Below are 26457 nucleotides of genomic sequence, written 5' to 3'. Positions count from 1 at the left end.
ATACTATATCCTTCTTCTTTGCATACCTGTAGCCTTAACGATGTATACAACGACCCATTAAAATTGAATTTGTCAAAAAGGCCGAGTAACAAGCCGATCCCGTATTTTTGGGCATGAATCAGTCCCAACTCGATGCCCTTCGCGAAGCTCTTCAGGTTTCGCCGCAGAATGTACCCCTTTGGCGAATGCTGGCCGATGCTTATTACCAGCTCGCTCGGTATGAAGAAGCTCTCGAAGCCTATAAAGCGGCCCTACAACTCAGTGCTGACCTGGATTTAAAATTCAAACTGGCCGAATGTTACCTGCAACTAGCCAGTTTCTCAACGGCTCACGTCATTGCCGAAGAATTACTGGATACGGCTCCCTCCCCTCAGGTTCTGTTTCTGCTCGCTCGTATTGCCCTGGCGTCTGGTGATCTACAGATGGCCAATGCGTACTACAAGCAGGCCACCGCTCAGGATCATACCTTAACGCAGGCAGAATTTGAAGAGCAACTCAATAAGGCCATTCGGGATTCGGGTTTGGGTCAAACCAGTAGTTTTGACGAGGTGATTGACCGCCTCGAAGCGGAAGGTTCAGGGCTTATCGAAAAGCCCCGCGTCACCTTCGCCGAAGTCGGAGGACTTTCGGCCGTCAAGGAGGAAATTGCTCTAAAAGTGATTCACCCACTTAATAACCCGGAAATTTATAAAGCCTTCGGCAAGAAAATTGGCGGCGGTATCCTGCTGTACGGCCCTCCCGGTTGTGGGAAAACGCTGTTGGCCCGGGCTACGGCCGGTGAAATCAAAGCGAATTTTATTTCAGTAGGGATCAATGAAGTGCTGGATATGTGGATGGGTAACTCCGAAAAAAACCTGCACGATCTCTTCCAGCAGGCCCGGATGCATACGCCCTGCGTTCTGTTTTTCGACGAAATTGATGCCCTGGGTGCCAGCCGGACCGATTTACGCAAAGCGGCGGGCCGTACCCTCATCAACCAATTTCTGGATGAACTCGATGGGGTGAAGTACAGCAACGAAGGTATCCTGATTCTGGGAGCTACCAATACGCCCTGGTACCTGGATACCGCCTTCCGCCGCCCGGGTCGTTTTGATCGTATTGTGTTTGTGAGTCCGCCCGACGTAGCGGCCCGGGTAGAAATTCTGCGAATCCTGCTGGCTGATAAACCGCTCGAAGGAATCGATTACCAGTCCATTGCCAAACAGTCCGACGGCTATTCGGGGGCAGATTTACGGGCTCTGGTCGATCTCGCCATTGAGCAGAAATTACCCGAATCACTTCGGCAAGGTCGGGTACTACCCCTAACGATGGCTGACTTCAAGGAAGCTCTTCGCAGGCATCGCCCTACGACCAAGGAATGGTTTGCGACGGCCAAAAACTATGCTTTATATTCCAATGAGAGTGGTCTGTACGATGACATTTTGACCTATTTGAAGCTAAAGTAGCATGTATAAAGATGCTTCAGCCGAAGTAAATGGCCTGCTTATCAAAGCCCAACTTTTACAGGATCGAAAATTGTGGAGGGATGCTCTTGGCATTTATCGGCAATTGCTTCACCAGCAAGTGCAAACTGCTGAAGTATGGGAAGGCTTAATGCAGACGTATCTAGCCATGGAAGATTTCGAGAACGCCTGGGACACGTCTCTGCGTTGGGAAAAAACCTTGCCTTTCGATAGCCGCGTGTATTTCTTGCGTAGTATGTTACTGGCTAGCCAAGGAGAGTACGGGCAGGCCCGGGAATCCATTCATCAAGCCCTGACATTACAAACCGATCAGCCGGATTACTATTGCCTGTACGCGGAGCTTTTACTAACCAGTAAATCGTACAAAGAAAGCTGGGATGTAAGCCGTCAGGGCTTAGCCATCGATGCTGAGCATGTTGGGTGTCTGAAAATACAGATTGCGGCACTTTCACTACTGGAATATGATTATTCATCGGAAGCTTTTCATCTGTTAACCCTTACGCCCGAAGATCCGATGACGCACGCCATTGTAGGCTGGGTACATTTATACGCTCATCGGATCAAGGAAGCTCAATATCATTTTAAAACGTCGCTGAGAATTGACCCGATGGTCAAGAGCCCCAGAGACGGCTTACTGGAGTCCATTAAGGCTAATAGTGTCGTATATCGATTTTTGATGGATTGCAGGGATGGCAATGTAAATGACGATGTGGCCCGAGGCTTACGTTTAGGCTGGATAATCGTATGTTGCGTAGTATTCATCATCTGGGTACCCAAGCATGTACCTAGAGAGTGGCAGTGGCTAAGCAGTCTAAACCGGGTCTTCGCCTTCCTCTTTGCCATTCCCGTAGCCCTAGTCAGTTTACTGTTTCTAAATCTATTTCTGAAACCGCTATCCAACGCAGCCTTACTTTTACATCCTTTCGGAAAAATGTGTCTGGAGAAACGTGAGAAAAGAGCGGCTCTATTTTCCGTAGGATTCTGTCTTGTTCTGATCGCCTACTTTTTGTATTAACTGTACATAAACCATTCTTTCGTTTGGAATCAAATGCCCTTGATAAAGCCCGTTTGCTGATGAATCTCAACCGCACCGCGGAAGCGATTCAGGAATTACGGCAGTGGCTGTTGCAACAACCCGAAGATTTAGAAGCCCTGGTTCTGCTCGTACAGGCTTACATCAATACGCACGAGTATCCAAAGGCACTGGAAACGGCCGAAGAACTCCTGAGCCAGGCACCCGACTATTCCATTGCTCACTATTTCCACGGCGTAACTTTACTCCTTGTCAAACGATATACTGACGCCGAACAGGCTTTGCTGGAAGCCGTTGAGCTGGATCCCTGGGATGCGGACTATTTCAATATGCTCGGCACGCTACATAACCTGCAGAAGCATTGGGAAAAAGCGTTGTTTTACGCTGACCAGGGCCTGGCCATTGACCCCGAACACGTGCAGTGTCTGAACACGCGTACCGAAGCCCTAACCAAATTGGGACGACTGGACGAAATGCAAAGTACCATTGAAGAAACCCTGGCTGCCGACCCACATAACGCCTACACGCAGGCCACCGTCGGCTGGAGTAAACTGGAACGGGGGAATATTTCGGAGGCCCGGCAGCATTTTGCCGAAGCCTTACGGATGAAGCCGACGTATGAGTTTGCTCAGGAGGGTATGAAAGAAGCCGTAAAAGCCAAAAATCCTCTGTACCGGGCTTATCTCAACTATTCCTTCTGGATGAGCCGTCACCAGTCGAGCATGCAGTGGTCGATCATTTTGGGTGTACTACTGGGGCAGAATCTGGTTCGCCAGTACGCTGAACGTTTTCCTGTTTTGAATGTACTACTGGTCCTCATCATCGGCTTTCTGTATTTTACCTGGGTCATGATGCCGGTTGGTTACCTGATTCTACAGCTGGATTCGTACGGAAGAATGGCTCTGGAAAAAAATCAAAAGCGGCTGGCCTGGATTACGGGTATCGCTCTTTGCGTAGGGGTCCTATCGTTAGCCGTTCATTATTGGCTGGATTACGGTCCTTTGTTTCTGTTAGGTATGTACGGACTGCTGGTTATTATTCCGCTATCCCGATTGCTTGATCACCCCAAACGTATTCCAACCTGGCTTAAAGTCGTAAGTTGGTTGATTATTGGCTTGGGAGCGTTAGCGGTTCTGGTTGGATTTGTCTACCTCGGCCTGGGTCTTCTCCTGGGTTATCTGGCCTTTTTCGGAGTATTAATTTACAGTTGGTTGTACAACTTTGCCTTGATGCGAGGAGCTTAAAGTGCCAATTTCTTGAGTACTTGAAAAGAATAAAACCCGAGCTGAGGCATCTCAACTCGGGTTTTTTATAGGCAATCTCTTCTACTGACTGGAGTTCTTAGAGGATTCTATCTTTTTATACCGTTTGCCGGGAAGCCATTTCCTTACGAATCACCGGGGCCACTTCCGTACCGAATAATTCAATGGCTCTGAGTATTTTCTTGTGCGGAACCAAATGCCCGCCGATGAGTTGAGCCAGGTACCGCGTTTGCTGGAACAACTCGTAGAAGTACATGATTTTATCGATGATCTGTTGGGGGCTGCCCACCATCAAGGGGCCACTTTTCTGCATAAATTCGACATAATCCCGGCCAATGGGTGACCAGCCCCGCTCCCGTCCTACCCGGTTCATGATGAGTTCATAGGGTGGGAAAAAGTCGTCGATGGCCTGTTGAGGCGTATCGGCGGCGTAAAAATGGGAGTTGATGGCCAGCGGGAGTTTGCTTACGTCGTGACCCGCCTGAGCGGCCGCCTGCCGAAAGAGCTTGACGAAAGGTACAAAACGATCAGGCGTTCCCCCAATAATGGCTACCGTCATGGGTATATTCAGTGAGCCAGCCCGAGCCGCCGAAGCCGGCGTACCACCAACGGCTAACCATATAGGCAAAGCCTCCTGTAAAGGTCTTGGATACACCCCCAAGTTCTGAATAGCTGCCCGAAACTGTCCCTCCCAGCTAACCTTCTCGCTCTGATTAATGGCTAGCAGCAATTCCAGTTTTTCCGTAAACAAGCCATCGTAATCATTGAGGTCGTACCCAAACAAGGGGAAAGATTCAATAAACGACCCCCGCCCCGCCATGATCTCGGCCCGTCCATTTGAGACTAAATCCAGCGTCGCAAAATTCTGAAAGACCCGTACCGGATCGGCGGAACTTAATACGGTTACCGAACTGGAAAGTTTGATGTTTTTCGTCAGAGCCGCCGCCGCTGAAAGGATGACCTCCGGTGCCGACACCACAAAATCAGGCCGGTGGTGCTCACCCAGGGCAAAGACGTCCAGACCGACTTCATCGGCGAGTTTAATTTCTTCGAGCAACTGCTGTACTCGTTCGTGGGCATTGCGTGCTCCACCCGAAACGTGATCGGGATGGATTTCACCAAAACTGGAAATACCAAGTTCCATGCGTTAAAGCTAGATAGGATTCGACTTGTTGTCTTAATGGAAATTTCCAGCAAATGATTCATTTGTTACTCCTTTCCCAAAAGGAGCTTTCATTTTAAGCCTTTTTCGTCAAAATAAAACCTTTTTATACTTAGGTTTCACTTAAGCACATCATACCAAATCCAAATTCGATACTTATTGAAGAATACAAGTACTACTACACCAGGATTCACGTATTACTATAGTTTATCAATGGGATACTCAATTCCTTTGCCCCCCGATCCGCAACGCTCACATTAGATATTCCAAATCGTTTCCGCTAAAATGATTCCTATCTATCCACTGAACCTTTCTTTTTTACAGCCCCATCACTACGCGGTTTGTTCACTTTACCTGAACGTTCCCTGATTTCTATTTGACGGTTTGTTAGGCCTGGTGGTTTCACCCGTCAGGTAATCCTTGATTTATTACTAATCAATTTTTTCATCCAATTCCTTTACACTATGAAGACTAAACAACTACTTACTACTGCTTGCTTTTTGGCGGCTCTGTCGGCGGCTCCTTCACTCCAGGCCCAGATGAAAATCGGCGGTACGGGTGCTTCTGACGCGAGTGCTATTCTTGAACTCAATAGCACAAATAAAGGTCTTTTGATGCCTCGGGTATCCCTCTCTACCACTACAACCTGGGGATTGGCAGGAACTACACCCATAGCCGGTATGAGTGTCTATAACACTAATACCAATCTAACTAGCTCAAATGCCTCCTATCCAGCCGCGGGTACGGGTGAATATTACTATGATGGAACGGGCTGGGTAAGTAAGAAAACCGCAGCGGCGGCCTACGTAGAACCCTGGTACAATGTAGCTACACGGACTCCGGCAACGGCCAACACGCAAGATATTTATCAATTAGGTAAGGTGGGAATTGGTACGAATAATCCAACGTATCAGTTCAGTGTGAGAGAACCGCAATCCAGCCAACCCGTGATAGCTATGTTTGATAATGGCGGAGATATTAGCACGGATCGAGGCATTAGTTTCCGTAATAGTGGCGGTGGAGCTTTCTTCGGTTATGGCTCATTTGGTACAACGGGTGCGATTGGCCCTAAGATTGTAGCGGGTTCGGCCAAAAGTATTGGCTTTTTTACGGGCGGTAATGGAACCGGAAGCTCACTGGAACCGGGCAGTGAAGATAACATTCTTCGCATGACCATTGCTCCCAGTACGGGTTTTGTAGGGATTGGTACGGAAAATCCAGGATCACGTTTAAACTTATTAAGTGACGGCCTGGGCGATGGAGGAACGGATGATATCGCCATCCAATCCTATGGAGCGGCAACTGGACCTGGATTCAGTTTTTACTCAGCGACTGGTTCAAGAGCAACCCCGGGTAATTTAGCTACCAATGCAACCCTGGGAGGCATCGTCTTCAGAGGACAGGTGAATGGAGGAAGTTCTATCATGAGTAGCATTATCTCCCAATACGTAGGGGACGGAACTACGAATGCTTCAAACTTACGACTCCATACCAGTGGTGCGGCTCGTCTGCTCGTCAATGAAGAGGGTAATGTGGGGATTGGCACCTTGGCTCCCACTCAAAAATTGCACGTAATCGGTAATATCCTGGCTTCGGGCACAATTACGCCTTCTGACCTTCGCATCAAAAAAGACATCACGGACAATGCGTATGGATTGAAGGAAATTATGCGTCTCCGTACGATTGGATACCGATACAAGGATGTAACCTTGAGCAAAGACCACAAAATTGGGTTTGTAGCTCAGGAAGTAAAAGCGGTTCTGCCAGAGCTAGTAACCACTGCCGATGATTCCTTAAAAACGTTAGGCGTCAATTACGCTGAAATGACGGTAGTACTTACGAAGGCCGTTCAGGAACAGCAAGCTCAGATTGAAGCCTTAAAAGCTGAAAATGTAAAATTGCGTTTGAGTGCGACCAAAGCAGAAAACGCCGAGAAAGCCGTGGCCAGTCTCTCCGATCAGATCAAGGAATTACAACAACTGCTGGGCGTGAGCAAAACCCAGGCTCAGGCGGCCAAGTAAGCCGTAGGCTTTTCAGCGTGTTTTTCAATCTTTATTCTGATCGCTATGCATTCAACTTCTAAACGATACCTGGTCACCCCCTGGATCAGTGCGGCCTTCGCTTTGCTGCTAAGTCCACTGGCGGGGATGGCCCAATCCACTACCCTGGGTGGGGGTAATTCTCCGGTTACCATCGACGGAGGTACGGTTTCTGACTATAGTCCCGACGGGCTTTTTGTGCTGGCAGATGGACGTATGACCCTCCTCAATACCAGTACCTTTGAGCACGGCAATTCGCTTTTCGATACTAGAGGCTCCTGGCTCAGTACGGGCAGTCTGGACTTATTTTCAGCCCAGGGCAACGGCACCATTGCCGGTACGATTGCTCCCAATTTTGCGAACCTCCGCTTCAACATTGGCCCCAACGTGATGGCTATCACCAATAGTCAGGGCATCAACGTAGCGGGTACCCTAAACTTTCATAACGGGATTACGACCACTGTTCGAAGTGCTACCGATCAGGGGGCTATTCATTTTGGCACGGCAGGAGTTTATGGGGACAACAACCCCAGTGATACCAAGCACGTCAATGGGTACGTTAGCAAACGCGGAAATACGCCTTTTTTCTTCCCCATCGGCAGTGGTACGGACTACCGGCCCCTGCAAACGCTGAGCGTTCCCGCCGGAGACAATGAATACGCCGTCGCCTGGATTACGGGCGATCCAACCAGCACACCCGACCCTTCTGATGGCGGCAGTCTGCACCCCACCACCGCCGTAGGTTCGGGCATTACCAGTGTAAGTCCGGCCGGCCAATGGGACTGGATTACGGTACAGGGAACAGCCGACGCGGTGAACTTTCGCGTAGCCATGCCTGACATGAGTGGCTTTGCCTCCGCTCAGAATCTACGGGTAGTGGGCTGGAACGGTACACAATGGATTGACCTAAGTGGCGGAGCTACCGCTACCAGCAACCAAGAAGATAGCCCCATTACGGGTACTATTCCGGCAGGAACCGCCATTACGGCTCTGGCCATTGGCTCCGTAGCTTCGGCTTTGCCCGTAACCTTAGCCCGTTTTGAAGTAAGCAAAGAGGGAGATGCCGCCCAGCTGACCTGGCTTACCGCACAGGAGAAAAATACGAAAAGCTTTGCAATCGAACACAGCCTGGATGGGCGTACCTGGCGAAGCATTGGCTCAGTAGCTGCGAAGGGTAATAGTACTTCGGAGCAACGTTATAGCTTCCTGGACCCGGACCCCGCTAATGGCATCAATTACTACCGCCTGCGAATCGTTGATTTTGATGGTCACACTGAACTCACGCGTTCCCAAAGTATCGCTTTCGAAGTAGCCGCCCTGGCCAGCGTGTATCCCAATCCGGTAGCCGATGTATTAACGCTGAAGATAAAAGATCTGAGTAAATTACAGGCTATACAGGTCCTTTCTTCCATGGGAACTACCGTGTACCGTACTTCAAATCCCGGTAGCCAGCTTCCTATGCAGGGATTAACCAAGGGTTTGTACGTGGTCCGATTACAGTTTGCGAACGGCACGGTAGAAACCTTTAAAGTGCTCAAGCAGTAATACGCTGTCCTTGACAGCAGAAAAACAGGCCCATTTCTTATACAAGGAATGGGCCTGTTTTTTACGTTACTAGTACTCACCGGAGACTGCCTCCTACAAGGCTCAGCTATTAATGCGAAGAAGAAACTTTCATCAATACCAGCCCTGCAATAATCAGTACAGCGGCCAGGATGCGGGTAAAATTCACTGCTTCACCCAGCAGAATGATTCCCACCAGAAAAGCTCCAACGGCCCCAATTCCCGTCCAGATTGAATAAGCGGTTCCTAAGGGTAACGTTCGCATGGCTACGGATAGCAGTCCAAAACTGGCCAGCATGGCTACGAGCGTAAGTATTGAGGGGGTAAGGCGGGAAAATCCTTCGGATTGTTTCATGAAGTACGCCCAGACGACTTCCAGCAGTCCAGCGAAAATCAAATAGATCCAGGCCATGGTTTAGCTTTTTTAAAATAAGCCGGGCCGTCCCGAATGCGATTCCCTGCGTGGGGGAGGTCGTCCTCCAGTGACTTAACGTAGATCGTGCTGTCTAAACTTCCCCAGGCCTTCAAAAATTCCCGTTTGGGTTCATTTTTTAAATTCTGGCAGTAATGGCTATGCGGTAAAGTAGGTCGCTATGCTACCCAAAGCCCTTTTCATTAATCGAATCATTCTTTACTTTCCAATAATCTGCTTCCGGTGGGCCAGTCCCCAGTAATGCAGTTCTGCGATTACTTTTTCCAGCGACAGCCCGTGTGACGTAATCGAGTACTCAACCGTCGGCGGAAACGTATCGTGTACTTCGCGTTTTACGAGTTGGTTCGATTCGAGCAATTTCAATTCTTTCGATAATGTCTTATCGGTAATCCCGGCGACCTCTTTGGAAATCTGTTTAAAGCGTTTAGGCCCCGAAGAAGATAAAGCGAACAAAATCAGCAATTTCCATTTTCCTTCCAGAGCCTCCAGGGCATCTTTGATCGATAACATCGTACTGGGGCAACCTTCGCTCGTGAGCATCACACAGGATTTTGGGGTACGTTACTATCCAACTGGAAAGTGCTATCCCAGTGGATAGTGCTTTCTACGGGATAGCAAACTTACCTAGTTTCGTGCCATTACAAATCAACTATGGCATGAAAAAGAACCGAATCCTGCACGTAACCCTTTGGCTTATTCAACTCTTGCTGGCTGCCAGTCTGCTCTGGGCCGCCAGTATGAAATTATTTCAACCTCTGGATCAATTAGCGGCGATGTGGCCCTGGACGAATCAGGTTCCCCGATCGGTGGTCACGCTTACCGGAATGGTCGATGTGCTGGGAGCCCTGGGTCTGGTAGTACCGATGCTACTTAACGTCAAACCTGCACTGACGCCGCTCGCAGCCGTGGGGGTAATTCTGCTGATGATCACCGCCAGTATTTTTCACATTGCCCGCGGGGAGGCCTCGCTTATTGGTGTAAATGTTGTCTTTGCACTACTGGCCGCCGGGGTCGCCTGGGGTCGATGGACGAACGCACCCATGCGTTCATTTTTGTAAGATATGAAGACGCCGCACCGAATTACATCCATTGTTGTGTGCCGTACCTGTGTTGTGTATCCTACCTGGACTTACTTCTGACCTACGCCAGGCGGTTCGGTCATCGGCAGTTTATGACCCTGACAGGGGATGAATTATTCCCTTTTGTAGTAAGTGGAAGACCTGCCGATGGCTTCTTTCAATGGAATGATCTTGGATCGCTGCGGAATTTATAGCCGTTTACAGCCATCAAAACGAACGATTCAGAATACGTCTCAGAAGGGTCTGGGACGTATCGTCGATTCTAATCAATGGAATACCAGTGTCCGATTATCAGCTGATTAACCCAGTAAACGTAGCGTCTGGGCGTCCGCTTCTCCCTGGTAGAATTTATCCAGTACCCGCTGAAATACGGGATCACTTGCTTCGAGCGTAGCAAACAGGGTCATGGAGGAACGTAATTTCAGGTCATCGGGACTTCCCAATATGACTGTAGCATTGGCTATCGGCAGATCCAGCAGGGCCTGGGAAATTTCGATAAGACGAGGCCCAAGCACGGGATGTTGTACATAAGCCTGAGCCTCCGCCCGGTCCGCAATACCATAGTGCTGGGCCATGTGACTATAACCGAGTCCTTTCAACTGCGGAAAAATGTACCACATCCAGTGACTCCGCTTTCGTCCGTTTTTAATTTCAGACAAAGCCTGAGCATACTCTTCTTCCTGAGCTTCTATAAATCGATTGAGGTCCATTGCAGTAATTTTAGCTCCAACCGGTATAAAAAGAGTTGTGCCTAGCCTAGTTATCCTTCTGGCTGGCAATGCTCCGCCCCACACTTTCGCCTACTGGCCAGATGAAAATCCGTTATCCATGTTTCTCAACTCCGCATCGTTCTCTTGCGGTGCAAAAGAAGTACTGAAAACCCCACCAGGGAGTACCTAGTGGGGTTTCGGTTTTACCAGGGACAGTTGGCCGGTTCCGGAAAGTACTCTTCACTGAAAAATTTACCCGTTGGTCCATCCGATCCGATCGTTGCGTATTTAACAATCCGTTCGCCAGCCTGGGCCACCGTACTAGTCCCGTGATGATTGGTAAAATCGGTCTGCGTATAACCGGGACAAACCGCATTCACTTTGAAGGGTGTATCCTGAAGCTCATACGCCAGATTGATCGTGTACATGTTCAGGCTGTCTTTGAAGATTGATACGCCACAAAGCGGGTGGGATAGCTCTGTGAAGTCAAATCAGCGGCCAGCGTGAGCGAAGCCATGCTGGTACTGACATTGACGATTCGCGGCTCCGTTGCTTTCTCTAGCAAATCAATGAATGCCTGCGTCACTCGGATTACGCCGAACAGATTGGTATCGTACACGGTTTGAAACTGCTCGATGGGTGACCCGAGGGCCGACTGTTCAAATCCACCCGAAATACCGGCGTTATTGACCAGTACATCCAAAACCTCCGTTTGCTGACCGATACGCTCGCGGGCGGCCTGAACCGAGGCCTCGTCCGTCACATCCAAAGCGATCGCTTCGACGTTGCTGAATCCTTCTGCCTGGAGTTTTTCTACGGCCTGTACGCCTTTAGCCAGGTCACGGCTTCCGAGATACACCTGAAATCCTTTTTGAGCGAGCTGTTTGGCTACTTCCAGCCCAATGCCTTTGTTAGCTCCTGTTACTAATGCTACTTTCATTGTTTAAACCGTTTAAAACTTACGGGGCGAAAGTAGCGAGTCCCTATCCAGGGCTTCTGGACAAATCATGTTATCTACCGGACAAATCGTGCCCTTCCGTTAAATAGGAACGGACGCTTTTGCCGGTCTTTTTTTTAAATACTCGCGAAAAATAATCGGGATCATTGAAGCCCAGCTCGTAGGCTAGTTCTTTGACCGAAACGCTGGAGTACTGCAATTTGCGTTGGGCTTCCAGTATTAATCGGTTAGTAATCCATTCTTTGGGTGAAACCCCCGAAAATTCCTTGACCACGCTGTACAAACCGCTCGGGGTCAGGGATAATTCTTCCGCGATGGTATGGATTTCCGGTTGTTCGGTTAAATAGTTTTCCACCACCTGTTTGAAAGCCGCGTATTTGGCCAGTCTGGGATTTGAACGTACCTCCTGCTGGCTCTGCTCGAAGTAGGCACTGTTGAATTCCGTTAACAGGGCGTTTAAATAGGCTAAAAGGATCGGTACATCGGCCCGTCGTTCCGACGCATGAAGCAATTGAAACAACATGGCCAATATCGCCTTGACCCGCTGCTTGGCCACGGGATCGAACGTGAGAGTACTTAGATTATTAGGATTGACCAGAAAGGAATAGGATTGCGGCAACAGGGCCAGCGTAGTTTCATCAAAACCAATCTTAAAATGTTGAGTCCGGGCGTGGGAATACGAATTGGCGAACACCTGATTAGGCAATCCCATCAACAATTGGCTATCCGACAGGATCACGTTTTGTAAATCCGTTCTATACGTGGCGGCTCCCTGATCCATGAACACAAAATAGTAGTAGGACAACTTATGGGGTTGCAGCAGCGTCTGTAGAACTCGTTCCGGTGGGGGTTTCGTACAGTTTTCGTTAACGGTTAACACCAGCGTATCGTGATGCCTAATCTCTTGTAGTAAGCCTTTTGTATCTTTCATAGCCTGGCTTTCGTTTGCATTCCTCCATACGAGCGAGCTGCCCCGTTCCATTCATAATTACTTGCGTTGGATACAGGCTCTCCGTTTAATCGTGGAGCGTATGCATCTTTTTTGACATCCTTTCCTGTATCTGATCGCCATCCGAAGGAATTCAGATTGCTTTCAGAAAGTTTCATCCGGCATGGTTCTTCTCTACATTAAAGCGAGTAGACGATGCACTTTTTCGTGCAAACGTTTCGAGAGAGTATCTTTCATTAAAAGGCAGGTTTGCTATCTTGGCAGCTCATTCTGGTTTTCTTTTTCATACGCTCACTTAACCGCTAACGCATGGCATCTCCGCTGTTAGGCCTCCGAACCACCATTTACGCCGCTCCTGATCTGGAACAGACCAAGGCCTGGTACACCGATTTTTTAGGAATCGCTCCGTATTTCGATGAGCCTTTTTACGTGGGCTACAATGTCGGCGGTTATGAATTAGGGCTGGACCCGCATCTGGCACCCGCCAAGGGTTCGCCCGTTACGTACTGGGGCGTAGAGCACATCAACGAGGTGTATCAATCGCTGCTGGAAAAGGGAGCGAAATCGCTGGAAGAACCCCAGGAAGTAGGTGGCGGCATTTTCGTGGCTACACTACAGGATCCCTTCGGTAATACGCTGGGAATCATTTACAATCCGCATTTCCGAGTAGAGTAATCACTTGTAGAGCTTTTCAACGGGAAAGTTTTACCGCGTTAGCTGGTCCTTTCCTTACTTTTTTGTTTACCCAAAGGCAACGATTTTCACCTTCCCAGGAAAAGAATACGGCAAAATGGAATTTTTTCACTCGTGTGTGTGTATATTTACCATACACTAGTGAAATCAATCTATGCAAGCTGTTCTGCCCGTAACGCATCTGATCCAACAAGCCCGGCAAGGCGTACTGCGTGCCCGGGTGGACGAAGTAGCCGCCCTTGCCGGCTTGAGCGACAAGGAAATGGCCCACGTACTGAATATGTCCGTCCGGGGTCTGCACGGGAAAACGCCCTCGGAGGTACTTTCCTTGGCCGCCAGCGAGCGTTTGCTGTTACTGGAACGCTTACTTCGGCACAGTCTGAACGTTTTCGATGGTCGGTCGGAATTGGTCAGTCGCTGGTTGCATACCCCCCTGCCCGAATTAGCCTACGCCGAGCGAACCGAGGAACCTGGGCCTACGCCACCGCTACGAAGTATGGGCTCATTCGAAGCCCCGGTTGCCGAAGCGTACAGCAGCCCCGCCACCAGCGAACAGGAAGCCCAGTCGCCGCTTGCCGTACTGGATACCGTTTCAGGCTTTGCCTTAGCCGAAGACGTACTCGGCCGGATTGAATGGGGAATCATTAGTTAAGTACATGGACGTATTTCGTATCAACAAAGAACCTTACCATACGGACCCCTTGTCGACGGTGGGGAGTTATAAATACGGGGGTCGCTGGAACCCCAAAGGCATCGGTATTCTCTACACCAGCCGAACGCCGGAACTGGCCCTGCTGGAAACGCTGGTCCACCTGCCGCCCCTGCTCACGAGCGAGTTGCCCCGTTTGTGGCTTAGTACACTCCGCCTTCCCGAAGACCCAGAAACCGTTTTCTGGCTGAACCCCAGTCAGTTGCCCGCATACTGGAACGCTCCCTCCCTCTTCGCCAGCCAGACCATTTTGAAAGAATGGCTGAAAGATCCCTTTTGTCTGGCCGTAGGCGTACCCTCGGTCATCATGCCTGAATCGTACAACCTGCTGTTACATCCGCGTCACCCGGCTTATATCGACGTTCAGCTGATTCACCAGCGAGTATTACCGCTGGACACTCGGCTTCGAAGCGGTACGGCCTAAGTGCGAACACATAGGGTTCCCTCAAAAGAGATTATTATTTTTCTTGATTAATTATTGTTTTACGATAATTAATTGTTGCTTTGTAAGGTCTAACGATTCTTACCGATGGCAACCGTTCGTTTTATCTCCCGCATCCTGTTTATCCTGACCCGCCTGGCGGCCCTGGGCTATGGACTTTCCTTTCTACTTTCTGCCCTGGCTTTTGCCACGGGCTGGTCATTCCATGTAAATGAGCAGCAAAGCCGATTTGAAATTTATTATCCCTTCACCACCAAACCGTACCTACTGGGAGAGTACAATCCTGGCTATCTGTGCATGTTTCTGTTGTTACTGGGCATGTATACGCTGTTCTTTTATCTGGTGAGTCGGGTTTTTACGGTTTTTACCCAAACCCGACTGTTTACTACCTACGGCATCCGGCAATTGCAGTGGTTTTACCGGGGGAATCTGCTGTTACCTACGCTGGTAACCGTGCTGATTTCGCTGGTTTATCCCCTTGGTTCGCCGGTGGAAGTACTCATCAGCCTGCATTTCCTGCTCGGCGTGTTTACGTATTTTCTAGCTGTTATTTTTCAACAGGGGCTTACGCTTCAAAATGAACAGGACTTAATTATTTAGTATGCCCATCATTGTCAACGTGGATGTCATGCTCGCCCGCCGGAAAATGCAGAGCAAAGAACTGGCTGAGCGGCTGGGCATTACTCCGGCTAACCTTTCCATTCTCAAAACGGGCAAAGCTAAGGGCATTCGTTTCGATACGCTGGAAGCCCTGTGTCAGATTCTGGACTGTCAACCCGGCGATATTCTTGAATACGTAGCCGAGTCCTAGGCCCTTTTCTCCTTCCTGTTTTCTTAGACTCCCGCTTTCGGCGAGGGCGGGGATCGCTATGTCTTTTCAACCATGCAACGCTTACGCATTCAACACCTTAGCAAAACGTACGCCAATGGCGTCAAAGCCCTCAACGATGTTTCGCTCGATCTCGGTCCGGGTATGTTTGGCTTACTAGGCCCCAACGGAGCGGGCAAATCAACACTCATGAAAACGCTGGCGGGCCTGCAAACCGCCGATCAGGGGGAAATTCACTGGAACGACCTCGACGTTCGGCAACAGCCCCGGCTCTTCAAGCAACACCTGGGTTTCCTGCCCCAGGGCTTTGGCGTCTACCCCAAGGTATCGGCCTACGAATTACTCCAACATCTAGCCATTCTGAAAGGCCTTACTCACCGGGCGTCCCGAACGGAACAGGTACTGGCCTTACTCGAAAAAACGAATCTCTACGCCGTACGGCATCAGGAAGCTCATCGGTTTTCGGGGGGTATGCTACAGCGGTTCGGGATTGCTCAGGCCTTGCTCGGTGATCCTAAAGTATTGATTGTGGACGAACCTACGGCGGGCCTCGACCCCGAAGAACGCCTGCGATTCAATAACCTGCTCAGTGAAATCAGTGAAGAACGAATCGTCATCCTGTCCACGCATCTGGTCGAAGATGTACGGCATTTGTGTACCGATATGGCGATCATGAATCGGGGTCAGATTATCGCCCGGGGCAAACCCGAAGCTTTCATTCAAAACCTGGAAGGCAAACTCTGGCAGCGACGCGTCGCTAAAGCGGAACTCGCTGCCTCCCAACCGGGTCTGCTTTCGATGCAGTTGGTCGGCGGTACGCACGTGGCCCACTACTACGCAACTAGCTGTCCCGGGCCCGATTATCAGCCCTTAGCGGCTAGTCTGGAAGACGTTTATTTTCATACCCTCAATCAACCTGCGTTATGAAAGCGACGTTTACCTTCGAACTCTACTCGTACTTCCGCAAACCCGGTTTTTATATAAGTCTGGCACTAGCTTTGTTGATCGGCTATTTCATCGGCTCACAGCTTACGTTTAGTCCGGGCAAAGAATTGACCCGGTACGGCAGCTACGCTCTTACGCACCTTACGGGTTTATTCAATCTGGCCGGCATCTTTATTACCGCTTTTTTTTCAGCTCAGGTATTTTTTTCGGGAAAAAGACGCCAACCTGGAGACGGTTCTGTACGCCCTGCCGCTAAGGAAGGTTCCCTTTCTGATGGGACGGTTCACGGCGGTTTTCCTGCTGAGTGCTTTGCTCATGCTAAGTCTTAGCACGGGCGTACTGCTTTCCCAATTCACGCAGACCGAATACAATGGCACTTTTCAATGGACGTATTACGCCCAGCCTTTTTTCCTGTTCAGCGTACCGAACCTTTTCCTGTACGTGGCTCTGCTGAGCGGCGTAGCCTGGTTCAGCTCCCGAAAATTGCTCGTATACATGGTCGCCCTGCTGCTGTACATGGCTTATCTGGTCGTGATGCTGTATGCGGGCTCGCCGCTCATGTCTGCCGCTTTCCCTGCGTCGGAACAAGCCCAGTATGGGGCTGCCTTGCTGGATCCGTTGGGACTGTCCGCCTTTTATCAGCAGACGAATCACTGGACTATCGTACAGAAAAACAGTCAGCTTTTGCAGCTTAGCGGGGTATTGCTCCTCAACCGATGCGGGTACCTATTATTTTCCGGACTGGTCATCGGTTTCAGTTTACTTCGCTATCGGTTTCAGATCCCTACGAAAAGTCGTCGTTCGCCTACATCCTCAGCTCATTCCTTTCAGGGGCAATACCGACCTCTGACGGGTTTCGCTCAGGGAGTTGCTTACCATTATTCCGTCCTCATCAGCGAAGTTCGACTCAGTCTGCTCTGGATCATCCGAAGCATTCCTTTTGCGGTACTGGCCCTGAGTCTCGTGTTTTATATGGCCATGGAATACTACGGCACGCTGGATCAGGGCATTCGTCTGCCCGAACGCTACGCGACTACGGCCGTTTTTGTCAACCGGATTCTGGCCAACGTACCGGGCTTGCAGGTCTGCATCGTACTGTTCTATAGCCATGAACTCTTTTATCGGAGCCGCAACGAAGGTTTTAGCCTGCTGGAACGTTCCACGCCGGCCGAGCAAGTGACGCAGTTAGTAGCCCAGTGGCTCAGCCTAAGCCTACTTCACGTGCTGATGCTTACGCTGGTGATTGGGGTGGCTCTAATCTTCCAATGGGTGTACCAATACCCCACCGTCGACTGGTCGGCTTACGCAGCTCTGTATGCGTTCATTGGTTTGCCGGTAAGCATCAGTAGTGGACTGGCTTTATGCCTATACTGGCTCATTCCCCAGAAAGGACTTAGCCTGCTCGTGGCGACCGTCGTGGTGCTACTCGTTTCCACGTCCCTGGGTAAAATTCTGGGACTCACGCATCCACTGATTCGCCTGGCCGCACCGTACAGCGGGCGTTATAGCGAAATGAATGGTTGGGACGCGTACGTGGAAAGCTTTAGCTGGCGACTGGCCTACGGGTGGAGCGTTGTGTTGCTCCTGCTCACGTTTACGGTACAGCGAAAAAGTCCCCACCTGCGGAGTATACCAATCCTGGTATTATTCCTCGTTGGAAGTCTTACGCTGGGCCTGACCATTCACGCCAAAGTTCCCAAACGTGGCGATCGGCTCGCGGAGCGGCAGTGGTATGAACAGCAGTTTCGTCGATTCCGCGATCAGCCGAAGCCGCGGGTAACGGACATTCGAACGCAGGTCGATTTATTTCCGGAGCAACACAGGTACCGGGTACGGGGTACGTATCAGCTCGTTAACCAATCATCCCAGACCCTTGATCAGGTTTTGTGGACCCTCCCCGAAGGAATTGAACTGGATTCGCTGGTATGGGTACGTGGGCAACTGCGTAAAGTTCTGCCGCATCAGACACAGCTTATGCGTTTGGAAAAACCCTTGCAGCCCGGCGATACGGCTCAGTTGCATTTCTCCTTTCATTCGGGTTGGGACGGTTTTTCGGGCCATGAAGCATTTAATGCCATCGTGCAAAATGGAACGTTTCTCCGACTCAGTAATTATTTTCCGCAAATTGGCTATCAGACCGATGTAGAAATTAGCTCGCCGGAAGAGCGACGCAACAGAGGATTAGGCCCCGCCAGTCCTTTACGACCGCTGGAAGCTCCCCGCAGTCCGACGGATTTTATTCGACTGGATATGCTCGTTTCGACGCCCGCCGCTCAGACCGTTGTAGGCGTTGGATCACTGGTTGGGCAGTGGACGCAGCAGGATCGCCAGTATTTTCATTTTCAGACGCCCACTCAGGTCCCGTTTCGTTTTGCTCTTTCCTCGGCTCACTATCAGCTTCGGCGGGTGAATCATCGGGGTACGGGTATCGAGGTGTATTATGATGCAAAACACCCAGAAAACGTGAATCATTTGATCCGACGGACGCAAAGGGCTCTGGATTACTGCCAGCGGGAATTTGGGCCGTACCCCTTTCCAGGGATTCGTTTTGCCGAAGTTTCCTCCTTTACGTCGGGCTTTGCCGGCACGGCGTATCCCGCCAGTATTTTCATGACGGAAGATCTCCTCTTTCACGCCAATCTGGCCGGAGATCTGCAGCAGGACGTGATCAACGAACTAGCCGCCCACGAACTCTCGCACCAGTGGTGGGGAGCTAATCAATTGGTACCCGACGAACGCGAGGGCAGTAAGTTACTGACCGAAACACTGGCCATGTATACCGAGCTAATGCTGGTCAAGCATACGCTCGGCTACGAAAAGACCTTGGAACACGTCGCCCTGCACCGGGGAATTTACGAGCAGGAAAGGGGATTCACCACGGAAGAACCCCTGTATCGGGTCAAACCCGAAAACGATCACCTGCATTACTCGAAAGGGCTGGTAGCGATGTATCAATTGAGCGAGTTAATCGGTGAAAAACGCGTCAATCAGGCCCTGCGACGGCTGCTGGCGGCCCACGCCTATCCGAATGCGGCACCGGTTTCGACGGATTTGCTGGACGAACTGTACCGCGTCAGTCCACCTGCCACTCACCCGAAAATCGACGCCCTTTTCAAGCAGGTTCAACGATGAATTCCAGGAAAATTTTCATCAATTGTTGAATCCGAGCGTGGTGCCTCCGATCTTCGTTCCTTCTTGCATGCTAAATCTATTGTAATGTTGAAACGTATTGTCCTGACCAGCGTGCTGGGTTGGTTATCCTTCAGTGGATTACACGCTCAGGTGCTGACCGATTCCCTACAGATTGAAGGAAATTATCGCGTCTTCCATTTTCATAAACCCGCCGTGGGTCAGCAACCGCAAAGTCTGGCTTTCGTCATGCACGGATCGGGCGGCGATGGCAAAGGCATGATGCGGGGCACCGAAAAAGCGGAACAGGAGGCCCAGGCCACCCGCACGCTGCTGGTATACCCCGATGGTTATAAACGCTACTGGAATGAATGCCGGAAAGCTTCGCCCGCCCTGGCGAACAAGGAGGACGTCAACGAGCAGGCTTTCTTTGCGGGCATGATCGAATACTTTGAGCGGCATTACGGCATTCAGCCAAAGCAGGTTTTTGCCGTGGGCACCTCCGGGGGTGGTCACATGGCGTATAAACTAGCCCTGACCATGCCGGATCGCTTCCGAGCCGTAACGGCCATCATCGCCAATCTGCCCGATACCAATAATCTGGACTGCACGCCCGCGGGCAAACCCGTACCCGTGCTGATCATCAATGGTACAGAAGATAACGTAAACCCGTATCAGGGCGGTGTCGTCGATCTGGGACCAAACATGAACATGGGCCGAGTCCGCTCCACCGACCGCACCTTTGCCTACTGGGCCGAGCTGGCGGGGTATCGCGGCAAACCAACGATGGAAAAACTCCCCGATACAGATCCCAGCGATGGCCGTACCGTAGAACGATATACGTATCAGGCCAAAGGGAAGCCCGAAGTAGTACTCCTGAAAGTCATCGGTGGCAAGCACGATTACCCCAAGGATATTGACGTACACGTAGAAGCGTTGCGTTTTTTCCAACGCCAGCTTCGCTAGACGGCGAACCGCTGTATTTTTTCAAGCCTCCAGGTATTTCGGTATCTGGAGGCTTGGTTAGTACGTACCGTTTTCCGCTTCTTTTTAGCTCCTGAGGTAAGTTTCCGAGCATCTTACGACAGGAATTCTTCTCCGTATCCAGTACCCTAACAGCCCGTATGCTGACCTCTTCTGTACCGACCAAACCTCATTTTCAAGTGCTCGATGGCCTGCGGGGCATTGCTGCCGTAGCCGTGGTTATTTTCCATTTCATGGAGTTCATTACTCCGGATTACCACGACAGTTTCATTGCCCACGCGTACCTGGCCGTCGATTTTTTCTTCTGCTTGTCGGGTTTTGTCATCGCCTACGCGTACGATGATAAATTAGGATCGATGGGCGTGCTTACCTTTCTAAAAAGACGACTGATTCGTTTACACCCGCTGGTGGTAATCGGTTCGGTCATTGGCTTACTGACCTTCGTTTTTGATCCGTTTAGCAAACTCTATTCCGTATACGCCAGTCAGACGCTGGGCATGTTTCTCACCTCCTGTCTGATGATTCCCTTTCCGCTGGTGCGGGAACGGTATTTCAATCTGTTTCACCTCAATCCGCCCACCTGGACGCTGTTTTGGGAATACCTGGCCAATGTGCTCTACGCTTTGGTGCTGGTCAAATTACCCACCAGAATTCTGGCAATCCTAACCCTGATTGCCGCGGGTACGCTGTTTTACGAATCCCACCGATCCACGTACCTGGCCGTGGGATTTGGTGGGGATAACTTTTGGGGCGGCGGAAGCCGGGTTTTCTATTCTTTTCTGGCGGGTATGCTCGTGTATCGGAGTCGCTGGATCATTCGTACGCGACTGGGTTTTGGCGTAGTAGGCCTTTTACTACTACTGACGTTTTTAGTACCTTTTTCGAAAGCAATCAACTGGTTGGTCGATCCGCTGCTCGTGGTGTTCTATTTTCCTTTCCTGATTGCCCTGGGAGCGGGTACGCCCGTCGAGCCCACATTACAACGGATTTGTACATTTTCGGGCGATATTTCCTATCCGCTGTACATGACGCATTATCCTTTTTTGTGGATTGTGCTGAGTTACATCGAGGCAAAAAAGCCGCCCGTGAGTGAGTTGGTTGGGATCATGATCGTCGGCGTGGTCTTACTAATCCTGTTTGCGTATATCGTCCTGAAATTTTTGGATGAGCCGATTCGTACTTACTTCAAACGGACATAAACACCTCTATTTCAAATTATTATATTTTACAGTACAACAAAAAGGTTCGGTAATTTACCGAACCTTTTTTACGACCAGGCGTATCCCGTTTACTTCACTACAGTCGCTTCCAGCTCAATCGTTAGCCCCTGAAAAAGACCTTTCACTTCCAGTAAACTAGTGGCCTGTTTAATACCGTGTTGGACGATCCAGGACTGGTATAAATCCCCACAGGTTGTAAAAAATTCAGTCGTTGAAGTCGTATACACATTCAGCCGCACGATACCCTGACAACTGTAACCAGCCTCCGTAATGAGTTGCTCCAGATTAGCGAAGGTTTGTTGTAACTGAGTTCGCATGTCAGCCGTACTGGGCTGGCCGTGAGCATCGATGGCGGCCTGTCCGGAACAATAGAGCGTGCCGGCGGGCTGTTTGATTTCAACGGCTTGTACGGAATTGGTGTACTCTCTCCATTTCCAGGGATCAATGGTTCGCTTTTCCATGCGGGTAACGATGTTAGAATTGATTTGACCGTACAAAAATCACTGCCTCTAGCGACAGCCTTATGTCATACCTTTTTTGGAACGCGAAAAAATAATTGCGTAAACGAAGGCGTCTTCAGGATTTTGACGATCCCAGGAAATTCAAGCTTTTTTGTGTATTACCTTAGTGTAAAAGAGTTGACAAAACGCCAGTCATTCATCGATTGCTTTATCCCTTTTTACCCCAGCAGAAAATGTTAGCCATTTTTGAAAACTATATGAAAGCCCAGCACATCGATCTGACGGAGGAACAGATTCAGATGATTACGGCCGCGGCGGTGGAGCGGACGGTTTCCAGAAAAACTATTTTATTACAGGCTGGGGACATCTGCCGGCATAAAATCTTCATTACTAAGGGCTTTTTGCGAACTTATCGAATTGGAGCGGATGGTACGGAACACATCATGCAGTTTTCCCCGGAACTGAACTGGACTACCGATGGCGAAAGTTACACGCATCGCACGCCTTCGTCCTACATCATTGAAGCCCTGGAAGACAGTCAGCTGATGATCTGGAACCGCGATCGGTTTGATACCTTACTCCAAACGATCCCCAACCTTAGAACCTATTCCGAACAACTGATTTCCCGGCATCTGCACCTCAGTCGCAATCGCCTCTACCAGACCTTCAGTGCTACGCCCGCCGAGAAGTACGAGGATTTTCTTCAAGCCTATCCCGGTATTCTCTCCCGCGTACCTTTGCGGATGGTGGCCTCTTACCTCGGCGTTTCTTTGAAAACGCTGACGCGAATCCGACAGGATCAGCTCAGGCAACCGGTAAAATAGGGACAAATGTCCTCTTTTTGCCTGTCCTGATTGTCCAATTTTGCCTCGTAATCACAGGCGAGTGAGCAATCCGTTCGTTCGAACACTCGCCTCACAAACATACACGACCATGCGAGTATTTGTAACGGGAGCCACGGGCTTTGTAGGCTCCGCCATTGTACAGGAATTGCTAGCGGCCGGGCATCAGGTGTTAGGCCTGGCCCGTTCCGATGCCTCCGCCCAGTCCCTCCGAAAGACTGGTGTGGACGTACTCAGGGGTAACCTGGAAGATCCGGAAGCATTGAAAGAGGGAGCCTCGGCAGCGGATGGCGTCATCCATACGGCCTTTATTCACGACTTTTCGCAGTATGCGGCGGCGGCAACGGACAAGCGAGCCATTGAAGCCCTCGGCTCGGCGTTAGTCGGTACGGATCGTCCGTTGATCGTAACCGGAGGAATTCTGATTGTACCCAGCGAGGGAGGGATCATTACGGAAACGAACGCGGCTCCGGCCACGCACCGGGCCTCCGAAGCTACGGCTATGGCCTTGGCCGAGGCGGGCGTACAGGCTTCGGTGATCCGGCTTCCGCCTTCCGTCCATGATCAGGGCGATGTTGGGTTCGTACCGTTCCTGATTGATTTGGCCCGGAAGAAGGGCGTTTCGGCGTACGTAGGAGATGGCAGCAATCGCTGGCCCGCCGTACACCGTCTGGATGCGGCCCGCTTATACCGACTGGCCCTGGAAAAAGCCGCAACGGGTCAACGGTACAATGCCATTGGGGACGAAGGTATTCCGGTTCGGGAAATTGCGGAATTAATCGGACAGGAACTGCAAGTACCCGTGGTCTCCGTATCGCCCGAAGAGGCCATTAATCATTTTGACTGGATGAGTCGGTTTATCACCTTCGATAGTCCGGCAACGGCTACCCAGACCCGAGCAGCTTTGGGCTGGGAACCCGTCCATGCCGGGCTGATTGAGGATTTGCGGAAGAGTCATTATTTCAATCGATAAGCTACCGGGTTTCCTGACTGCAAGGGTTGATCTTTGTGGTCAGGAAACCCGATTTTTATTCACTTTATCGTATACCCATACTTACTTCCTTAAGCTTTCCAATTGCTTCCTGGCTCTTCCAGCACAGTACTTCTATTTAACTCTTCCCTTCAAATTACGAGTAAGTCTTGCTCGTGAAATTCTTCCCCGAAAGCCTATTTTTGTTTGACAGAAATCAGTCCGATATAACTAAAATACCATATAATATTTCAATAACAGGAAGTATTACAAAATAGTACTCTAGTCATCACAGCTTTTGCCTTACGAACCTTATTTTACCAGCCATACTAACCAATGGTTGTAAAATGCTGTCGAAGATTTCTCTCCTCTATATTGGTTTGGGTTTAAGCATGAGTCCAGTTCTGGCTCAAAGCCCCTTTTCGCCCCAGGAAGTAAAGGCCATGCGGACGCAGGCCAAACGCATCGAAATTATCAAGGATACCTACGGCGTGCCCCACGTGTACGCGAAGACCGACGCCGATGCCGTGTTTGGCATGATGTACGTACAGTGTGAAGAGTTCTTCGATAAAGTTGAAAATTCCCTGATCAGCCGGACGGGGCGACTGGCAGAAGTAGAAGGCGAAGCGGCCCTACTCCGCGACCTTTGGTCTAATCTGTTTATTGACTCGACGCAGGCCAAAGCGTATTACCAGCAGTCGCCCGAGTGGTTACGAAAACTCTGCGATGCCCACGCCGCCGGGATTAACTACTACTTGGCCACGCATCCTGCCGTAAAGCCCAAACTCATTACCCGGGTAGAACCCTGGATGAATCTGATGAACAACGTGCCCGCCATGGGGGGGTAGTAACGTTGCCGAGGCGGATTTAAGGCTTTTTACCTGAACGATACGCATGCCATTCCGGGACGGAGTTTTACGGCTGAACCGCCCAAAAACGACGGTTCCAACGGCTGGGTATTGGGACCTTCCCGAACGAAAAGTAAAAAGCCCATTCTGCTCATCAATCCCCACTCCGAGTACTACGGCCGGATTGAAATACAGGTGGTCAGTGAGGAAGGACTCAATTCGTACGGGGCTCCTTTCCTGGGCCAATTTCCCATTTTTCAGGGCTTTAATGAATACTGCGGCTGGATGCATCCAGTTTCGCTTTCCGATGCCAAAGACCTGTACGCCGAAGACGTGCAACGGAAAAACGGAAAACTCATGTACCGCTACGAGGGTACCTGGAAAAACGTCGATAGCACCGTTCACGAAATTCGCTACAAAAAAGCGGATGGGATAGCAACCCGCAACGTGGTCACGTACCGGACGCACCACGGACCCATCGTCTACGCGACGGCGACCCGCTGGATTGCTCTGAAAACGCACGAACCGAACATCGACCTGCTGGCCATGCACTGGCTGAAGATGAAGGCGAAAAACATCAAGGAATTCACCGATGCCCTGAACAAACGGGCCATGGTGGGCAGTAACGTACTCTACGCCGATAAAGACGGGAACATTGCGTACTGGCACGGCAACTTCGTACCCCGAAAGAACCCGCTCCTCGACTGGAAACGGCCCGTGGATGGTACCACGGCAGCTACGGAATGGCAGGGTACGCACGAGCTCTCGGAAATTCCTCACTACATTAACCCCGCTAATGGCTGGCTGCAAAACTGCAATTCGACGCCCTTGTACGGAGCCGGGGAATTATCGCAGGAGATTCTGAAACTTCCCGCCTACATGCACCCCGATGGGCATACGCCACGGGCGGTTCACGCTGTAAAAGTACTGACACCCCTCAAAGAAGCCACGATGGATGATGTCGTTCGGGCCTCCTACGATGCCTACTTGCCCAGCGGCGAGCGTTACGTACCCAGTTTGATCGCCGCCTACCACTCCCTAACTTCTGATTCTCTAAAATCCATCCTCAAAGGTCCGATTGAGGTCCTGAAACAGTGGAATTTTAAGACGGATACGCAATCGGTGGCAACTACCCTGACGGTGCACTGGCTGGAAAAAATTATCCAGCTGGACATGGCCCTCCTGCCCCGTCCCCTGACGACGGAAGAGCAGTATTCCCTGACCAACGGAGCCGCCCTGACTACTGAATTTCTTTCCGCGAAGGAGCAGGTACTGGCATTGGCTCAGGTGGCCAGCGAGTTGAACAAGGACTACGGCACCTGGGAAGTACCCTGGGGTACGGCGAACCGTTTTCAACGCACCGAAGGCGAGCCGAGTGACCAAAAACCAAGCTGGGCCGTTCCCGCCACGCCCGGATTCATGGGTTCGCTCAATGCCTATGTGAGTCGTAAAACACCCCAAACGCATAAACGCTATGGGGTTACGGGCAATACCTTTGTCGCCGCCGTTGAGTTTGGGGATCGACTACGGGCCAAAACGATTCTGACGGGCGGGTCCAGCAGCGATCCGAAGTCCCCGCACTACACCGATCAGGTCCGGGGGTATATCGACGGGACGTACAAGGAGATTTACTTCTACAAAGCAGACGTCCTGAAACACATGGAGAAGAAATACCACCCCGGCGATTAGTAAACAGGCGGCTTGTCCGGATGGTATCCAGGCAAGCCGTAGTGT

Annotated in this window: 26 protein-coding genes and 1 pseudogene; 19 read left to right on the top strand and 8 right to left on the bottom strand. The window is 50.7% G+C overall.

Annotated features, from left to right (window positions below; all coding sequences use genetic code 11):
• Nucleotides 1–113: 113 nt before the first annotated feature.
• Genes BWI97_RS20160 through BWI97_RS20150 form a run of 3 tightly spaced genes read left to right on the top strand, consistent with a single transcriptional unit; the run spans nucleotide 114 to nucleotide 3740 of the window.
• On the top strand, nucleotides 114–1445 hold the full coding sequence (locus tag BWI97_RS20160) for an AAA family ATPase (RefSeq protein ID WP_094808555.1): 1332 nt from the start codon (nucleotides 114–116) through the stop codon (nucleotides 1443–1445).
• 1 nt (nucleotide 1446) lies between these two features.
• Nucleotides 1447–2478 (top strand): lipopolysaccharide assembly protein LapB, encoded by a 1032-nt coding sequence (locus tag BWI97_RS20155; protein WP_102202521.1) that lies wholly within the window; start codon nucleotides 1447–1449, stop codon nucleotides 2476–2478.
• Nucleotides 2479–2501: 23 nt separating this feature from the next.
• On the top strand, nucleotides 2502–3740 hold the full coding sequence (locus BWI97_RS20150; protein ID WP_102202520.1) for a lipopolysaccharide assembly protein LapB: 1239 nt from the start codon (nucleotides 2502–2504) through the stop codon (nucleotides 3738–3740).
• Nucleotides 3741–3855: 115 nt separating this feature from the next.
• On the opposite strand, the gene BWI97_RS20145 is transcribed toward BWI97_RS20150, so the two are convergent.
• Nucleotides 3856–4902, bottom strand: coding sequence for an Atu2307/SP_0267 family LLM class monooxygenase (locus BWI97_RS20145; RefSeq protein WP_102202519.1), 1047 nt, complete (start codon nucleotides 4900–4902; stop codon nucleotides 3856–3858).
• Nucleotides 4903–5384: 482 nt separating this feature from the next.
• Between BWI97_RS20145 and BWI97_RS20140 the strand changes: the two genes are divergently transcribed.
• Nucleotides 5385–6941, top strand: coding sequence for a tail fiber domain-containing protein (locus BWI97_RS20140; RefSeq protein ID WP_102202518.1), 1557 nt, complete (start codon nucleotides 5385–5387; stop codon nucleotides 6939–6941).
• A 45-nt stretch (nucleotides 6942–6986) separates the two neighbouring features.
• A complete protein-coding gene (locus BWI97_RS20135) occupies nucleotides 6987–8504 on the top strand; it encodes a T9SS type A sorting domain-containing protein (RefSeq protein WP_102202517.1) in 1518 nt (505 codons plus the stop codon).
• A 109-nt stretch (nucleotides 8505–8613) separates the two neighbouring features.
• On the opposite strand, the gene sugE is transcribed toward BWI97_RS20135, so the two are convergent.
• Nucleotides 8614–8934, bottom strand: a complete 321-nt coding sequence (gene sugE / locus BWI97_RS20130) for a quaternary ammonium compound efflux SMR transporter SugE (protein WP_094808560.1) — start codon at nucleotides 8932–8934, stop codon at nucleotides 8614–8616.
• A 219-nt stretch (nucleotides 8935–9153) separates the two neighbouring features.
• Nucleotides 9154–9495 carry a helix-turn-helix domain-containing protein gene (locus BWI97_RS20125; RefSeq protein ID WP_102202516.1) on the bottom strand — a complete coding sequence of 114 codons (342 nt, stop codon included), beginning with the start codon at nucleotides 9493–9495 and terminating at the stop codon, nucleotides 9154–9156.
• Nucleotides 9496–9611: 116 nt separating this feature from the next.
• Between BWI97_RS20125 and BWI97_RS20120 the strand changes: the two genes are divergently transcribed.
• On the top strand, nucleotides 9612–10013 hold the full coding sequence (locus BWI97_RS20120) for a DoxX family protein (protein WP_094808562.1): 402 nt from the start codon (nucleotides 9612–9614) through the stop codon (nucleotides 10011–10013).
• A gap of 320 nt (nucleotides 10014–10333) precedes the next feature.
• On the opposite strand, the gene BWI97_RS20115 is transcribed toward BWI97_RS20120, so the two are convergent.
• From BWI97_RS20115 to BWI97_RS20105, 4 genes are all read right to left on the bottom strand, one after another.
• Complete coding sequence (locus tag BWI97_RS20115) at nucleotides 10334–10744, bottom strand: DUF1810 domain-containing protein (protein WP_094808563.1); 411 nt, start codon at nucleotides 10742–10744, stop codon at nucleotides 10334–10336.
• A 203-nt stretch (nucleotides 10745–10947) separates the two neighbouring features.
• Nucleotides 10948–11172, bottom strand: a complete 225-nt coding sequence (locus BWI97_RS29265; protein WP_369826621.1) for a hypothetical protein — start codon at nucleotides 11170–11172, stop codon at nucleotides 10948–10950.
• A 2-nt stretch (nucleotides 11173–11174) separates the two neighbouring features.
• A complete protein-coding gene (locus BWI97_RS20110) occupies nucleotides 11175–11684 on the bottom strand; it encodes an SDR family NAD(P)-dependent oxidoreductase (RefSeq protein ID WP_369826620.1) in 510 nt (169 codons plus the stop codon).
• Between the two features lie 70 nt (nucleotides 11685–11754).
• Nucleotides 11755–12633, bottom strand: coding sequence for an AraC family transcriptional regulator (locus BWI97_RS20105; RefSeq protein ID WP_102202669.1), 879 nt, complete (start codon nucleotides 12631–12633; stop codon nucleotides 11755–11757).
• Nucleotides 12634–12960: 327 nt separating this feature from the next.
• Between BWI97_RS20105 and BWI97_RS20100 the strand changes: the two genes are divergently transcribed.
• The 10 genes from BWI97_RS20100 to BWI97_RS20055 all read left to right on the top strand — a co-directional run bounded on the left by BWI97_RS20100 (nucleotide 12961) and on the right by BWI97_RS20055 (nucleotide 21581).
• On the top strand, nucleotides 12961–13326 hold the full coding sequence (locus BWI97_RS20100; protein WP_102202515.1) for a VOC family protein: 366 nt from the start codon (nucleotides 12961–12963) through the stop codon (nucleotides 13324–13326).
• 172 nt (nucleotides 13327–13498) lie between these two features.
• Nucleotides 13499–13996: an antitoxin Xre-like helix-turn-helix domain-containing protein gene (locus BWI97_RS20095; protein WP_102202514.1), complete on the top strand. Its 498-nt coding sequence runs from the start codon at nucleotides 13499–13501 to the stop codon at nucleotides 13994–13996.
• A 4-nt stretch (nucleotides 13997–14000) separates the two neighbouring features.
• Nucleotides 14001–14477, top strand: a complete 477-nt coding sequence (locus BWI97_RS20090; protein WP_102202513.1) for an RES family NAD+ phosphorylase — start codon at nucleotides 14001–14003, stop codon at nucleotides 14475–14477.
• Nucleotides 14478–14582: 105 nt separating this feature from the next.
• Nucleotides 14583–15095: a DUF2975 domain-containing protein gene (locus BWI97_RS20085; RefSeq protein ID WP_102202512.1), complete on the top strand. Its 513-nt coding sequence runs from the start codon at nucleotides 14583–14585 to the stop codon at nucleotides 15093–15095.
• Between the two features lies 1 nt (nucleotide 15096).
• Nucleotides 15097–15306, top strand: coding sequence for a helix-turn-helix transcriptional regulator (locus BWI97_RS20080; protein WP_102202511.1), 210 nt, complete (start codon nucleotides 15097–15099; stop codon nucleotides 15304–15306).
• 72 nt (nucleotides 15307–15378) lie between these two features.
• Complete coding sequence (locus tag BWI97_RS20075; protein ID WP_102202510.1) at nucleotides 15379–16251, top strand: ABC transporter ATP-binding protein; 873 nt, start codon at nucleotides 15379–15381, stop codon at nucleotides 16249–16251.
• Nucleotides 16248–16598 (top strand): hypothetical protein, encoded by a 351-nt coding sequence (locus BWI97_RS20070; protein ID WP_102202509.1) that lies wholly within the window; start codon nucleotides 16248–16250, stop codon nucleotides 16596–16598. Before BWI97_RS20075 ends, BWI97_RS20070 begins: the two co-directional genes overlap by 4 nt.
• The gene (locus BWI97_RS20065) at nucleotides 16543–19401 is read left to right on the top strand and encodes a M1 family aminopeptidase (protein ID WP_102202508.1); all 2859 of its coding nucleotides are present in this window, start codon (nucleotides 16543–16545) and stop codon (nucleotides 19399–19401) included. The genes BWI97_RS20070 and BWI97_RS20065 overlap by 56 nt, the downstream gene beginning before the upstream one ends.
• Nucleotides 19402–19485: 84 nt before the next feature.
• Complete coding sequence (locus BWI97_RS20060; protein ID WP_102202507.1) at nucleotides 19486–20364, top strand: PHB depolymerase family esterase; 879 nt, start codon at nucleotides 19486–19488, stop codon at nucleotides 20362–20364.
• A 158-nt stretch (nucleotides 20365–20522) separates the two neighbouring features.
• Nucleotides 20523–21581 (top strand): acyltransferase, encoded by a 1059-nt coding sequence (locus BWI97_RS20055; protein WP_102202506.1) that lies wholly within the window; start codon nucleotides 20523–20525, stop codon nucleotides 21579–21581.
• 89 nt (nucleotides 21582–21670) lie between these two features.
• On the opposite strand, the gene BWI97_RS20050 is transcribed toward BWI97_RS20055, so the two are convergent.
• The gene (locus BWI97_RS20050; RefSeq protein WP_102202505.1) at nucleotides 21671–22063 is read right to left on the bottom strand and encodes a RidA family protein; all 393 of its coding nucleotides are present in this window, start codon (nucleotides 22061–22063) and stop codon (nucleotides 21671–21673) included.
• Nucleotides 22064–22296: 233 nt separating this feature from the next.
• Between BWI97_RS20050 and BWI97_RS20045 the strand changes: the two genes are divergently transcribed.
• The 3 genes and pseudogenes from BWI97_RS20045 to BWI97_RS20035 all read left to right on the top strand — a co-directional run bounded on the left by BWI97_RS20045 (nucleotide 22297) and on the right by BWI97_RS20035 (nucleotide 26412).
• Nucleotides 22297–22887: a Crp/Fnr family transcriptional regulator gene (locus BWI97_RS20045; RefSeq protein WP_102202668.1), complete on the top strand. Its 591-nt coding sequence runs from the start codon at nucleotides 22297–22299 to the stop codon at nucleotides 22885–22887.
• 109 nt (nucleotides 22888–22996) lie between these two features.
• Entirely contained in the window at nucleotides 22997–23878 is an 882-nt protein-coding gene (locus BWI97_RS20040) for an SDR family oxidoreductase (RefSeq protein WP_102202504.1), read from the top strand.
• A 344-nt stretch (nucleotides 23879–24222) separates the two neighbouring features.
• Nucleotides 24223–26412 (top strand): annotated as a pseudogene (locus tag BWI97_RS20035) (penicillin acylase family protein).
• The last annotated feature ends 45 nt before the right edge of the window (nucleotides 26413–26457 follow it).

It is taken from the genome of Siphonobacter sp. BAB-5405, from assembly GCF_002872335.1.
GTDB lineage: Bacteria > Bacteroidota > Bacteroidia > Cytophagales > Spirosomataceae > Siphonobacter.
This window is presented reverse-complemented; position numbering and strand designations above follow the sequence as displayed.